The organism is Variovorax sp. Soil_C_12 (assembly GCF_057657375.1).
The window spans coordinates 220465-234149 of sequence record NZ_JBDGIO010000007.1 but is presented as its reverse complement, the minus strand read 5'-3'; the positions used below and the strand labels follow the sequence as shown (position 1 = coordinate 234149).

General features: G+C 60.4%; 14 protein-coding genes. 13 read left to right on the top strand and 1 reads right to left on the bottom strand.

What is annotated here, in order from left to right; translation table 11 throughout:
• Positions 1–551 precede the first annotated feature (551 nt).
• Positions 552–1466 carry a LysR family transcriptional regulator gene (locus tag AC3A6X_RS20450; RefSeq protein WP_487843917.1) on the bottom strand — a complete coding sequence of 305 codons (915 nt, stop codon included), beginning with the start codon at positions 1464–1466 and terminating at the stop codon, positions 552–554.
• 213 nt (positions 1467–1679) lie between these two features.
• On the opposite strand from AC3A6X_RS20450, the gene AC3A6X_RS20445 reads away from it, so the two are divergent.
• The 13 genes from AC3A6X_RS20445 to AC3A6X_RS20385 all read left to right on the top strand — a co-directional run bounded on the left by AC3A6X_RS20445 (position 1680) and on the right by AC3A6X_RS20385 (position 13682).
• Positions 1680–2603, top strand: coding sequence for an NAD(P)-dependent oxidoreductase (locus AC3A6X_RS20445; RefSeq protein ID WP_487844081.1), 924 nt, complete (start codon positions 1680–1682; stop codon positions 2601–2603).
• Between the two features lie 36 nt (positions 2604–2639).
• A complete protein-coding gene (locus AC3A6X_RS20440; RefSeq protein ID WP_487843916.1) occupies positions 2640–4139 on the top strand; it encodes an aldehyde dehydrogenase family protein in 1500 nt (499 codons plus the stop codon).
• An 11-nt stretch (positions 4140–4150) separates the two neighbouring features.
• Positions 4151–5236 (top strand): glutamate cyclase domain-containing protein, encoded by a 1086-nt coding sequence (locus AC3A6X_RS20435; RefSeq protein ID WP_487843915.1) that lies wholly within the window; start codon positions 4151–4153, stop codon positions 5234–5236.
• Positions 5237–5248: 12 nt separating this feature from the next.
• Positions 5249–6532 carry an aminotransferase class I/II-fold pyridoxal phosphate-dependent enzyme gene (locus AC3A6X_RS20430; RefSeq protein ID WP_487843914.1) on the top strand — a complete coding sequence of 428 codons (1284 nt, stop codon included), beginning with the start codon at positions 5249–5251 and terminating at the stop codon, positions 6530–6532.
• Positions 6529–7524 (top strand): glutamate cyclase domain-containing protein, encoded by a 996-nt coding sequence (locus AC3A6X_RS20425; RefSeq protein ID WP_487843913.1) that lies wholly within the window; start codon positions 6529–6531, stop codon positions 7522–7524. Before AC3A6X_RS20430 ends, AC3A6X_RS20425 begins: the two co-directional genes overlap by 4 nt.
• 54 nt (positions 7525–7578) lie before the next feature.
• Complete coding sequence (locus AC3A6X_RS20420) at positions 7579–8412, top strand: transporter substrate-binding domain-containing protein (RefSeq protein ID WP_487843912.1); 834 nt, start codon at positions 7579–7581, stop codon at positions 8410–8412.
• Between the two features lie 30 nt (positions 8413–8442).
• Complete coding sequence (locus tag AC3A6X_RS20415; protein ID WP_487843911.1) at positions 8443–9096, top strand: amino acid ABC transporter permease; 654 nt, start codon at positions 8443–8445, stop codon at positions 9094–9096.
• A gap of 7 nt (positions 9097–9103) precedes the next feature.
• Positions 9104–9745: an amino acid ABC transporter permease gene (locus tag AC3A6X_RS20410; RefSeq protein ID WP_487843910.1), complete on the top strand. Its 642-nt coding sequence runs from the start codon at positions 9104–9106 to the stop codon at positions 9743–9745.
• Between the two features lie 45 nt (positions 9746–9790).
• On the top strand, positions 9791–10567 hold the full coding sequence (locus tag AC3A6X_RS20405; protein WP_487843909.1) for an amino acid ABC transporter ATP-binding protein: 777 nt from the start codon (positions 9791–9793) through the stop codon (positions 10565–10567).
• 38 nt (positions 10568–10605) lie between these two features.
• Positions 10606–11373 (top strand): amino acid ABC transporter ATP-binding protein, encoded by a 768-nt coding sequence (locus AC3A6X_RS20400; protein ID WP_487843908.1) that lies wholly within the window; start codon positions 10606–10608, stop codon positions 11371–11373.
• 53 nt (positions 11374–11426) lie between these two features.
• Entirely contained in the window at positions 11427–12299 is an 873-nt protein-coding gene (locus AC3A6X_RS20395; protein ID WP_487843907.1) for a transporter substrate-binding domain-containing protein, read from the top strand.
• Positions 12300–12360: 61 nt separating this feature from the next.
• Positions 12361–13023 (top strand): amino acid ABC transporter permease, encoded by a 663-nt coding sequence (locus tag AC3A6X_RS20390; RefSeq protein WP_487843906.1) that lies wholly within the window; start codon positions 12361–12363, stop codon positions 13021–13023.
• Complete coding sequence (locus AC3A6X_RS20385; protein WP_487843905.1) at positions 13020–13682, top strand: amino acid ABC transporter permease; 663 nt, start codon at positions 13020–13022, stop codon at positions 13680–13682. The genes AC3A6X_RS20390 and AC3A6X_RS20385 overlap by 4 nt, the downstream gene beginning before the upstream one ends.
• The last annotated feature ends 3 nt before the right edge of the window (positions 13683–13685 follow it).

The window sequence follows — 13685 nt, the reverse complement described above, 5'->3', positions numbered from 1 at the left end:
GGGCAGCGTCACGCCATTGACGTGGCTTGCGCTGGCAAGTTTTTCCGGTTGCCCCATGCGGTGCAGAAAGCGCTGCAAGCGCTGCGCGTGGGCTCGGTCATGGGTGTCTGGATCACGCCCGGCGCTTGCGCATTGACGCGGAGGCCGTCCCGCAGCAAGGTCCGCCGCCAAGGCCTGCGAGCATCTTCATGCCGCCTTTCGCGTCCGCGCCGGTTTTGACCAAGCCGCCCAGTGCTGCACCAATCTGAGTGAGCGTCTGACCCTGTTTCCACCGGCTCCACAGTTCTCGCACTTCCTGAGTGCTCAGGCGTGATCCGCGTCTTCCCATCTCGGTCCTCCAACATCATGCAAAACAATAATGTTGCGTAGACCGGTTGAATCCACCCGCGTCCGAGTAGCCACCATGACCGTCATGCCTTGACAAAACAGTCCTCATAGAAGCTGACGTTCAGACCGCGGCAAGCACAATGACCGCGATCCAAACGCAAACCGAGCAGGAAAATCCCGGGACGGCGGCTGCTAGTCGTCCCTCAACTCTCTCTTGGGGGCCTTTACGCTTCCTTTGCGAAACGAGGCACGACACCGTCAAGGGCTTTCAAGACCGCTGCAATCGCCGGTCTACGAAAAGTACCCTGGACCATCGCCACAAAGATCCGCCGCACCATCAAAGGGTGCACTGGCACCACACTGAACGCCGGGTCTAATGCTGCCGCTCTGAGAGCCAGGGCAGGTAGCACCGTAACGACATAGCCGGTTCGTACCATCTCAAGCGTGGCAGCCATGTTGCGGCAGCTCGCTACCACTCGAGGAGCGTAGCCCGCCTCGTGACAAGCATTCACGATTTGAGCTTTGTAGGTCTGAGCATTTCTGTTGATTGCCCAGTTTTCAGCCTCGAGGTCCTCGATGCCGACCGAAGCGGCTCCCGCCAGTCGATGACTCGAAGCCATCACAGCAGCGAAATGGTCCTCGTAGACCGGGCGGAAGTACAGCATGCTCGAGAGCGCTTCAGCACTGATTGAATCATCAACAAGTGCCAGGTCAACCTGCTTCGCTGCGGCGGCCTTCAGGCTTTCACCAGGCTCGAGTTCCTCGAAACGAAGGTCAAGCTGCGGGTACTCACGAATCAACGACTCGAACACCGCTGGTATGAAAGTCGTCGCGACTGAGCCGAATGCAGATATCCGTACCTCGCCAGCAACCGAACCCTTGGCTGACGCGAGGTCCGATTCGATTTCACTTACTAGGTCGAGCACCTTCCCTGCCCGTGCCACCAAGCTTTCCCCCGCCAGTGTGAGTTGAACCCCTCGGCCTGAGCGCTCGAACAGAACGGTGCCCGTCTCCTGCTCAAGGATTGCCAACTGCTGCGAGACAGCGGGCCGCGTGAGCTTCACGGCGTCGGCGACTTTGGCGATGGTTCCGAGTACGGCGAGTTCGCTCAGAAGATGGAGGCGAGACAGGTTCAACATATGAACGATAGAAAAGCTAACGCTTCCTACACGCCGCGTTCACCCCTCCCTGTGGGTTGCATCAGGGTAATCCCCAATAAAACTAAGCGAAGGGCATACGCTCGCAAGCTTTGTGCCCCATGCCATGCACCAAGGCGAACCCCCGCCGAATAGGAAAGAAATTCTAACTCGTCCCGTAAGCATCGGTGGTCTTATCGCGGCGATCGCCTATCCATAAAGTTCGCCCATCCAAACAGGAGCGCTTACGAAATGAAGAACGTTGCATTTATCGGTGTCGGCAAGATGGGCGCGCAAATGGCTGCGCGACTCGTGGCGGCTGGATTCAAGGTCACGGTTTTTGATCCCAACCGCAGTGCGGTCGACGACTTGGTTTCGAAGGGTGCGGCCGCTGCCGCAAGCCCTAAGGCGGCCGCTGAAGGAGCTGACGCAGTCCTCTTCAGCTTGCCCACCCCAGCCATCCTCAAGTCGGCGATTACCGGGGCAGATGGCGTTCTGGGCTCGCTGTCGAAAGGCGCCGTCCTGATTGATTTCAGTACCGTCGACCCGGAAACGACCAAGGCCTTGGCTGCCGAGGCAGCAAAGAAGGGCGTCGACTTCCTCGACGCGCCGGTCAGCGGCGGTGTCGCAGGCGCAACAAACGGCAAGCTCGTCGTGATGGTCGGCGGCGAGGCCGCTGCACTCGAGCGCGTCACCCCGTTGCTGAACAACCTGGCCGGACGCATCGTCCACTGCGGCGACATCGGGGCCGGCCAACTCACGAAGCTGAGCCACAACCTTGTGGTGGCAATCAACACCGTCGCCCTGGGCGAAGTTCTCGCAGCAAGCGTCAAAGCCGGCGGCAATCTGGAAGTGCTGTGCGACGTGATGACCGCAGGCATGGCCGGCAGCAAGATGCTCGACTGGTTCCAGAAGACATTGTTCACCGCTGAGCGTCCGGCGTTCTTCGCCGTCGATCTGATGAACAAGGACCTCGGCCTGTGCCTCGACGAGTTCTCAAACTACCCGATGCCCCTGGGCCAGCTGGTCAAGCAGACCTACAACGCCGCCCGCGCCAAGGGCCTCGGCGGCAAGGACTCGACCAGCATCTGCGAAATCTACGAGGAACTGCTGGGCGTCCGCCTGCAGGCCGCCGCCTAGACCCGCTTCTCCCCATCCAGCCAAGAAACACCTCAAGTGAACACCACCTCCAAGCCTACCTACGGGACCATCAATCTCCCGACGTCCGGTCTCGCCGGCAACTTCATCAACGGCGAGTGGGTCAAGCCCATTGGCGGAAAGACCCTCGCAGTCATCAACCCCTGTCGCCTCGACACCATCGCCAACGTCGGCGCCGCGGATTCGCGCGACGTGGACGCCGCTGTCGCCGCGGCAAGGGCGGCATTCCCAAAATGGCGCCGCAAGGCAGCGCGCGAACGCGGCGCCATGCTTATCGAGTTCGGCAATCGCATCACGGCAAACGCCGAAGAAATCGCAAGAATTCTGGCCGCCGAAACGGGTAACGCATTGCGCACCCAGAGCCGGCCTGAAGTTGCCAGCACTGCCGAGGTTCTGCGCTACTACGGTGGCGTCATCGCCGAGCAAAAGGGTGAGACCCTGCCGCTTGGCCCGGGCCTCTTCAGCTACACCACTCGCGAGCCCTTCGGCGTGGTCGGGGCCATCATCCCTTGGAACTCGCCGCTCGTCTTGGCCGCGGTCAAGATTGGCATGTCGCTAGGCACTGGCAATACGCTGGTCCTGAAGCCGGCTGAAGACGCACCGCTCGCTGTCATTCGCATCGCCGAGCTCGCCGCCGACATCTTCCCGGCTGGCGTACTCAATGTCGTGACCGGGGAAGGCCTGGAAGCGGGCGCCCCACTCAGCACGCACCCCGACGTTGCGAAAGTGTCGTTCACCGGCTCACACGAGGTCGGTCAAAAGGTCGCGCACGCAGTTGCAGACCGCATCGGCCATCTGACGCTGGAGCTCGGCGGCAAGAGCCCTTGCATCGTCTATCCGGATGCCGGTACCGACGCAATGCTGGACACCACGGTAAACCACATCATTGCGGCGATGCGCTTCGCTCGTCAGGGCCAATCCTGCACCGCCGGCTCGCGCCTGTTCCTGCACAAGTCCATCTGGGACAAGGTCATGCCGCGCCTGGTCGAGAAGGTCAATGCGCTGAAGGTCGGCGACGCCCTCGACGAGACCTCCGACATCGGCGCTGTGATCAACGCCGAGCGTTACAACGCGGTTTGTGGCTTCATCAAAGAGGCGATGGATGCCGGCGCAAAGATCGAGACCGGCACGCTGCCCCCCGCCGCGGGCGACGCCAAGGGCTACTTCCCGACGCCCGTCATCTTCACTGGCGTGGACAACACGTGGCGGATTGCACGCGAGGAGGTCTTCGGCCCCGTGCTCGTGGCCATCGCATGGGAGAGCGAAGCGGAAGTCCTCGCGATGGCAAACGACACCCACTACGGTCTCGCCGCTTACGTGTTCACCAGCGACATCGGCGCTGCGATGCGTGCGACCGAGCAGCTCGACGCTGGCTGGATTCAGGTGAATCGCGCCGGCGGCCAGATTCCTGGCATGTCCTACGGTGGTGCGAAGCAGAGTGGCATTGGTGCCGAGTACTCCATCGAAGGCGCCCTCGAGAGCTACACCAGCCGCAAGAGCGTTACGTTCGGCATCTAAGGGCAGGAAATATGGACGTCACCACCTCTTCGACATCAGCGAGCGCCTGGGCGAACGATTTGACATCGGAGCAGGTCGAATCGGGTAACCGAATCGACCGCCTCATGACCCTGGAAATCCGCCCCCTCACCGGGGGTCTGCCCCCAGGGATCGTGGTGCCAATGTACGAGGTGTGTCGCGCCCGCCAAGGAGCACCGCTCTCCATGGCTGCTGCAGCCGCATTGAAGGACAAGGTTCGTCCAGGCAGCACCGTCCTCATCGCGACCGGCGCTGGGGTCGCGCCCAAGCTGCCCTTCGGTGAGACCGACGGTCCCGTTGGCGCCGCAGCTCTGGCGGCAGCTATCGTGAAGGGATTGAAAGCCAAAGTGGTGTTTGTGACGGAAGACGCTCACATGCCACCGGTTGCGGCCGCCGTCGAACTCATCAACGCCAAGCTTGCAGCCTGGGCAGCTAGTCGCCCAGGGCGTAGTGTCGAGCCGATAACCGTCGAGTCGTTCCCAATCGGGATGAACCGTGGCCAGGCCAAGTCACGTGAGCTTGTAGAGAAGCATCAGCCCAGCGCAGTTGTCTTCGTCGAACGGGACGGTCCCAACGTCGAAGGTGAATTCCACGGTGTGCGCGGCGACTGCCGCGACCCGCTGACGGTCGGCTACGTGTACCTGCTCGCCTATCACGCTGCTGAGGCAGGCATCCTTACGGTCGGCATCGGCGACGGCGGCAACGAAGTTGGCTTCGGCGCAGTTCGGGAAGCCATTCGGGATGTACTTCCGATGCGAGGGCGGTCGCTCGCAGGCCATGCTTCAGGGGTGGTGACGGTCGTCGCAACCGATGTCACGGTGAGCGCCGCAGTATCCAACTGGGGCGCGTGCGCGGTTGCCGCGGCACTGGCTGTGCTTCTCTCCGATCCCGACGTCCTGCACGACGCCGACACCGAGCACGAGCTGATTGCAGTAACCGTCGCGGCTGGCGCGCGTGATGGCGCGACCTCGAAGCAGACCATGGTCGTCGACGGCATCGACTTTGCCGGCCATCTCGCCTTCGTCTCCCTCCTCAAGGTCGTAGCCGGGATTTCCATCCGCACTGCGTCCGCAGCGTGACCAGGAACCTCCATGCAACACAAGAAAACTGCTGACTCCTTCGGGAACCCGCTCGACCCCATCGTCGGATTTGCCAGGGGCACGATCATCCAATCCAGCGTCGACGAAGCACGTCGTCTGCGGCAGGGACAAAAGGTCGCGGCTGAACGCGTCCGCAAACTTGGCCCCAAATCGATTGGAGTCTTCACCGGCAATCAGCGTGAGTTCCCCCTGCTGGTCGAGGACTTGAACACCAACTGCGAAGAGTGGGTGGGCCCCGGTCTCTTCGCGGAAGAACTCCGCGAGTTCGCGGTCGACCACATGGGTGGGCGCGCTGACGACGGCGCCGCAGTCGTCAACCGCACGAGCGCGGGCATCATCGCCGCTATCGCCGCGCTGGCCGAAGGAGAAGACGTTGTGTCTGTCGTGCCGCCGGGCGGGCGTTCTCATGCATCTGTCATTCGTGGCAGTGGTGTGGCGCGGGTCGCGCTGCACGAGGTCCAAGGCGACAAGAACTGGGCGTCGGTACTTGAGGCGCAGAAGCCAGCGCTCGTTGTCGTGACAACGGTCACCAGCAGCCTCGAATTCCTTGACGACAACATCGCGATGGATGTGGCGGCAACGGCACGGCGCCTGGGCGCGCTGGTGCTGTTTGATGAAGCCTATGGTGCACGGATGAGGCCTGTTCTTCGAGGGGGCGCAAAAAGCCTAGATCTCGGCGGGGACCTCGCAATCACCAACTGCGACAAGGCAGGCTTGTCTGGTCCTCGCTCGGGCCTTCTGGTCGGCCGTCCCCATCTGGTCACCCGCGTGTCGGCAAAGGCTTCCGAGTTCGGCATGGAGGCGAGAGCACCCATTGCGGCGAGCGCGCTGCGCTCCATCCAACGCTTCTCGGCTCAAGACCTTATTGAGGAGGCACAGAGCGGTCAGCAGCTGGCGCATGCACTGCGTGAACGCCTCGGGACGGAGCTCGTCGCCGTGAGCGATCTGGGGCCGATGATTGAAGAGGATCTCGTGTTCAAGGAAGTCTTTCGAAGGGCGGGACGGAGCTACGACAACGCGGGAGTCACGCCGGCGGAGATCACCTCGGCTTTGGGCATGGTGCTCTTGCGCGACTACGGAATCTTGACCGTCAACACCCACGGCCAGCCCGGCGCGCGAGTCTCTGTGCGCCTCAAGCCGACACACGGCGCCATTGAGCGAGTGGGCGGCATGGCGAAAGTCATCGACGCGATGGACGCTGCATTCACCGAAGTTGCCCGGTTTGTCGGTGCGCCAAAGGAACTGGCTCAACTGATTCTGGGAGAAACGAAATGACGGTCGACGCCAAGCTGCTCGATGCCATCGACGAACGACTCGACAAGCTCGTCAGCCTGGACATCGGAGGTCGCGGAGTGGAACATCTGTTTGCGGCCGCTCGCTCCCGCCAGGGACGCTCCCTTGTTGGCGCAGCAGCGGATGCGCTGCTCTCCGTGCCCGACGGCTCAACCATCTTCGTCACCACCGGTTCGGTGTCGAGAGCATGGATCTCCACTGAAATCGGTGAGAACGACGGACCTGCCGGGGCTGCTGTCGTCATCCGAGCGTTGACACTGGCCAAGCGCGTTCATTGCGTGCTCTTGGCCGAAGAGACGTTGTTGCCTGGCATAAAGGCCATCCTGACCAGTGCTGGCCTCACGGTGCTCCCCTACGAACAGGCCGAGATCGCCTGCAAAGATGGAAGCCTTGCAGTGGCTTCGCTCCTGCCTTTCACCACCAAAGACGAAGAGGCAGCTGGCGAGGCAAAGTCTCTTCTGGCTCGCTACAAGCCGAGCCTCTTCTTCTCGACCGAGCGGGTTGGACGCGCCAAGGATGGTGTGTACTACAGCATGCGCGCAATCGACTACGGCATGGGGCGCGCCCGTATTGACATCCTATTCGATGAGGCGCTCGCACAAGGCATTCCTACCGTTGCAGTTGGGGACGGCGGAAACGAGATTGGCATGGGTGCCATCCCGCAGGCGGTGGCAGAGCACGTCAAGTTCGGCTCAACTATTGCTGCGGTGACGCCCGCCGACGTTCTGGTCACAGCAGCCTGCTCGAACTGGGGCTGTAACGCCATCGCCGCCGCCATCGCCGCTCGCCGCCAGGATGGGCGTCTTCTGAACTCGCCTGAGCTGGAGCGTCAGTTGCTGATGCGCGGCGTGGACGTAGGCCTCATCAACTCGGTCCAGAACGTCGTCGACGCCAATGTCGATGGCATGCACCTGGACACGCATGTGGCTTTCGCCGAGATGATTCGCGCCGTCGTCAAGCCCGCACTTCTCTAGCCTGCTCCAGTATCAAATTTCCTTCTCAACCCAACTCACGAAAGAGGAATCCCTATGCGCAAACTACTTGGTACCGCTTGCCTGCTCTTTGCAGGCCTGTTCATCTCGCAAACTTCTGCTGCCCAGGAGAAGTCCAAGCTCGACGAAGTACTTGCGCGAGGCAAGGTCGTCGTGGGCGTCAGCAGTGAGTCGCCACCCTTTGGATTCGTCAATGAAAAAGGTGACCTGTCCGGCTTCGATATCGATGTGGCCAAGCTCATCGCGAAGGGACTGTTCGGGAGTGACGACCCGAAGCATATCGAGTTCGTGAAGCAGAGCTCGGCTGCTCGGTGGGAGAACGTCAACAGCGGAAAGGTTGACTTCGGAATCCACGTAGCCACGATCCTGCCCGACCGAATTGCACGTGTTGCGTTCACTCGGGGCTACATCGACTCCTCCATAGTCGTCATCGTGAAGGCCGATTCAAAGTTCAAAACCTTCTCGGACCTGAACAGCGACAAGGTCACGACCGCGATCCTGTCCACCCCTGTGCAGGCGGACCGGGCCAAGCAGTTCTTCCCGAAGGCCAAGGCCACCACCCTGGACTCCATAGGAGCTCAGTTCACCGCGGTGAAAGGAGGCCGCGTTGACGCCGCCCAGTTGGACGAGCCCGTCGCGCTCTGGTATGCCGCACAGAACAAGGATGTTCGGATTCTGGACGAACGGATGACGGCGGTCACGAACAACGCCATCTACATGAAGCAGGGCGACTTTAAATGGTGGCTCGCGCTGGACACGTACGTCAATGAGATGCGGTCCGGCTCCATGTTCAACGACTATGCGGCCAGCTACAAAAAGTGGTTCGGCAAAGAGCCGCTCAACGCCAAGTACTACGTCAACGCCAAGTAAGCGAAGAGCCGGGAACAGAGGAAATCAAGCATGAACTGGCTCAACATGGCTGGAGGATGGCTGCCGGAATTCTTCGACGGCTTCCTGGTGACGCTCGCACTTGTCGCGATGTGCCTCCCAGCTGCGTTGGTCTTGGGCATGCTGCTGGTCCTGCTGCGCATTTCGGAGAAGGCCGTGGTGTGGGCTCCGACCTACGCCGTGATCGAGTTTCTCCGAAACGTTCCGACTTTCCTGCTCATACTGGTTGTGTACTACGGTGCCCCGCTCCTGGGATCGAGGCTCGATGGCATCTACTGCGGAGCCCTTGCGATTGCCGTCCAACACACGGCCTATCTCGCGGAGGTCTTTCGTGGAGGCGTTAGCGCGGTACCGAGGACGCAATGGGATGCGGGGAGAGCCATCGGATTGAAGCCGGCGGGAGTCTTCTTCCGGGTTGTGCTGCCACAAGCCGTACTGAAGGTGGTTCCGGCAATCGGAAACCAGGTGGTGGTGCTCATCAAAGACACATCGCTGGTCGCAGGCATTGGCGTCGTCGACCTAACCTTAAGCGGCAAGCTCATCATGGAGCGAACCGCATCCTCCTATGAGGTGTTCGTTGTCGTCGCCGCCTTCTATCTCATCTTGACAACCCTCACCAGCGCGCTGTTCCGCTGGCTCGAGGTTCCTTCGGGCAGGCGCCGCTGAGGCTCATATGGAAGTTGCTTTTCTAAACCTCGGCTATCTGCTCAAGGCAGCGGTGGTGACCCTCGAGATGGCCGCAGCGACGGTTGTCTTCAGCTTCCTCTTGGGTTCTGCACTGGGCGTGTTCGCCGCCCTCGGTGGCAACGCCGTACGCTCTGTGCTTGCGGTCTACGTCTACATCGTCCGCGGGGTGCCTGTCCTGGTGCTGATCTTCATTGCGTACTTTGGTCTCCCACGATTGGGTGTCGATGCGCCGAACTATGTGGCGGCGACGATCGCGCTGGTCGCGTACTTCGCAGCCTTTGTGGCGGACATCGTTCGGGGTTCGATCCTCGCTGTCCCCAAGACGACCGTCGAGGCAGGCATGTCAATCGGACTCCGCAAGAGCCAGATCCTCATGCAGATCCAGCTCCCACTAGGAATGCGTCTGGCGATGCCGCCGCTTGTCACTACTGCGTCCATTGCGGTCAAGAGCACATCCTATGCATCCATCGTGGGTGTCTGGGAACTGACTTATGCCTCGCGTGAGGTTGTGGAAAGAACTCTGGCAGCGTTCCAGATCTTCTTCGCCGTGATGCTCATCTACTTCTGCATCTGCTACCCCATCTCGCTTGGCGCAACCTATCTGCAGCGCCGCTACAAGACGTCCTGAAGGCACAAGATGAACTTAGCCCGTTCCCCCTCTACTCGGCGGACCATGATTGAGGTCAAGAGCGTCTCGAAGAGCTTTGGCAGCAACCAGGTCTTGAAGGACATCTCGTTCGACGTGAAGGAAGGTGAGGTCGTCGTCCTCGTCGGGCCCAGTGGGTCGGGGAAGTCGACGCTCCTTCGCTGCATCAACTTCCTGGAGGAGTTCCAGGCCGGCCAGATTCTCGTGGACGGCAGTTCTGTTGGCTACAACGGGGGCGCGAGCGGTCAGTCGAGACGTCGCCAGTCAGAAGCTGACATCGCCAGCCTCAGGACGAAGGCGGGGATGGTCTTTCAGAACTACAACCTCTTCCCGCACAAGACTGCCATACAGAATGTGATGATGGGTCCGGTTCTGGTGAATCGGGAATCGAAGGCGGAGGCGCACGCCCACGCCTTGACGCTTCTGCAGAAGGTTGGTCTTGCAGACCGGGCAAACCACTTTCCCTCGCAGTTGTCTGGCGGCCAGCAGCAGCGGGTGGCGATAGCACGGGCACTTGCGATGCGGCCGAAGGTGATGTTGTTCGACGAGGTGACTTCGGCGCTCGATCCGGAGCTTGTCGAGGAGGTTCTGAAGACGCTCCGCGACCTCAGCAATGACGGCATGACGATGATCATCGTGACGCACGAGATGCAGTTTGCGCGAGACGTCGCAGATCGTCTGCTGTTCTTCTATCAAGGAGCAATCATTGAAGACGGTCCACCGGCGGAGGTGTTCGCCAATCCAAAGACAGAGCGATTCCAGACGTTCGTGAAGCGATTCCAGGACAACAGCCAACGCAGTTGAACAGAGCCCACCATGAAACTTCATGAAGGTGTATCAGCATGACCAGAACGGCTGCAACAAGGACTGACGAACAGCCAATACTGGAGTTGCGAAGCATCCATCTATCGTATGGCGACAACGCGGTCCTGAAAGGCGTCGACCTTACCGTCAATCGCGGAGAAGTGGTCGTCATTGTAGGACCCAGCGGCGGTGGAAAAAGTTCACTTCTGCGATGCGCGAACCTACTCCAACGCATCGACTCCGGGCAGATTCTGCTCGAAGGTGAAGACCTAACTGGGGGGGCGGTGAACGAAAACCAGATCCGTCAGCGGATAGGGATGGTCTTTCAGCACTTCTACCTCTTCCCGCATCTCAACGTACTCAAGAACCTTACATTGGCGCCGCGGCGCGTGTTGAAGGAGCCCGCAGCCGAGGCAGAACTGCGCGCACGCGAATACCTGCGCAAGGTCGGCCTGGCCGAGAAGGCAGAACAGTACCCGGATCAATTGTCTGGCGGACAGCAACAACGTGTCGCAATTGCTCGGGCCCTGATGATGCAGCCACACGTGATGCTCTTCGACGAGGCAACCTCGGCACTCGACCCTGAGCTGGTCGGCGAGGTGCTGGCGGTCATGAAAGACCTTGCGAAATCGGGAATGACGATGCTTGTGGTCACCCATGAGATGGGCTTTGCCCGCGAGGTTGGTGACCGCGTGGTGCTTATGGCGGGCGGATCCATCGTTGAGCAGGGGCTGCCCTCCGAGGTCCTTGACCATCCGAAGCATGAACGAACCAAGCAGTTTCTTTCGCGCATGAAGAAGCACTGATTTTTGTCAACTTTGCCTCGACCTTTCCGTCACATCTCTATTGAAAGCAAGCTATGAATCGCCTTTTGCTCGCCACCATGAACGCTGTCATCGGTTCCATGTTCCTTGCCGCCAGTGCAGCAGCAGCCAAAGTGGATGCGCCATTGCCTCCCGATGTGAAGGCCGCAGGGTTTCTTACTGTGGGCATCAACTGCACATATCCGCCCGCCGGCTACGTAGGCCTTGACGGCAAGCCCGCGGGGTACGAGTACGCAATGGTCAAGCGTGTTGCCGAGTTCGCCCTTGGCACTGGCGACGGCCTGCGCACCCAGTGCGTCAATGACAGCAACCGCATTCCGTTCTTGCAGTCGGGGAAGATTGACATGATTCTGGCCTCCCTTGCGTACACGCCGGCAAGAGCTGAACAGCTTGACTACTCGAGCCCGATCTGGGTGAGCAACCTGCAATTGATCGTTCCCAAGGACTCGAAGGTGTCTGATTACGCCGACCTGGCAGGCAAGACCGTGGTCACGCCGACTGGTAGCACCTATCAAACATGGCTGCAGAAGTGCTATCCCCAGGCCAATCTCGTCACCGTGCAAACCGCGGCGGAAGGGGGGACCATGTTGAGCCAGGGCAGGGCCGACGCCTTCGCCTATATCGACGTCTACGGCTTCAACTTCACGCAGATGCAGAAGAACTACAAGGTAGTTGGCACTTTGGCAGCTTCAGCAGTTCAGGGCGTCGGTGTGAAGAAGGGCAACAAGGCGATGCTCGACTGGGTCAATGCTGTACTCGAACAGATGCGGGCGGAGGACGCCTTTTATAAGGCCTTTTCGCAGGAGGTCAAGGACCCGACGTTCGTCGCGAAGTACCGTCAAGTCGTTCCTGGCCCGAGCATGAAACTGGACTACTCCAAGAGCGGTGCGCTGGACTGTCTGAAGTAAGTGATTTCCCGCGGTGAGGGCCGTCCCAAGCGACTGCCCAAACCAACACGGAGCGATACACATGTCGACGACCTTTGTGAATGAGCTTCTGGTCCTGTTCGATGGACTTGGCCGAACCCTCCTGATCAGTTCCATCGGCATCGCGATGGGTATCGCGCTCGGGATGCTCATGGGGGCCGCTCGTCACGCGCGCATCCCGGTGTTGAGCCAAGCAATTGCTTGTTATGCGAACCTGTTCCGCTGCACACCGTTGCTGGTTCAGGTGGTCATGCTCTATTTCGCGCTGCCTGACCTCGGAATCAAGCTGACGCCCTTCGACACCTCCTGGCTGGCGCTGGGGCTTTGGGGCGCCGCCTATCACACGGAGATCTTTCGCGCCGGGTATGGCTCGGTGAACCCGAACGAAGTGGTTGCGGCGCGAGCATTGGGCATGTCGGCGCCTCGAGTGTTCCTGGATGTCACCTTGCCGCTGGGCTTACGGGCATCGATTCCCGCCGCCACGACCATGGCCATCACACAGTTCCGCTCGTCGTCTTTCATGATCGCGGTGGGCTACCAAGAACTGACCTACGTGGCGAATCGTATGGTCGCGGACACGTTCAAAGTGTTCGAGATCTTCGGGATCGCGGCTCTGGCCTATCTGGTCGTGTCGAACATTATCGCCATCGCCTCGCGCAAGCTGGAGCGCGCGGCTGCTGTTCCTGGATTGGGAGTCGTCAAGTGAACCAGGATTGGATTGTTCCGGTCGCGTCGCATATGCTCAGCGGGCTCAATGTGACGCTCTGGGTTTCGTTGTTGACGACCTTGCTGGCCACAGTCATCGGCGTATTCATCGGCTCGCTTTCAGCGAGTACGACGACGTGGATTCAAGTCGCTGTGCGACTGTATATCGACGTCTTCCGCGGAGTTCCGTCCCTGATCACGCTCCTGTTCGTCTTCTTTGCGCTTCCCCATGTTGGGATCACGACTGGTCCTATCACGGCCTCGGTGCTGGGACTTGCCGTATGGGGCGGGGCGAACATCGCTGAAACCGCACGCGGCGCGTTGAATTCGATCTCCTCGCGCCAGACGGAAGCGGCTAGAGCGCTCGGGCTGGGCAAGGTCCAGGCCATGGTCTTCGCGGTAATGCCCCAGGCAATCCGGCGTTTCCTTCCCCCTTACATAGGGCAGCTTACAGTGCTCATTCAGGCGAGTGCACTCACTTCAGTGGTGGGTGTTACTGACCTGCTGGGCTCCGCTCGCCAGATGATTGAGCGACTCGCCTACGTCAGCACTGAACCCCACGCAGTGCCGATCTACTGCGGAGTGCTACTAGTGTTCTTTGCCATCTGCTATCCACTCACCCTGCTCGCCGGCTTTCTAGAAGCCAAGCTGCGCAGCTAACTC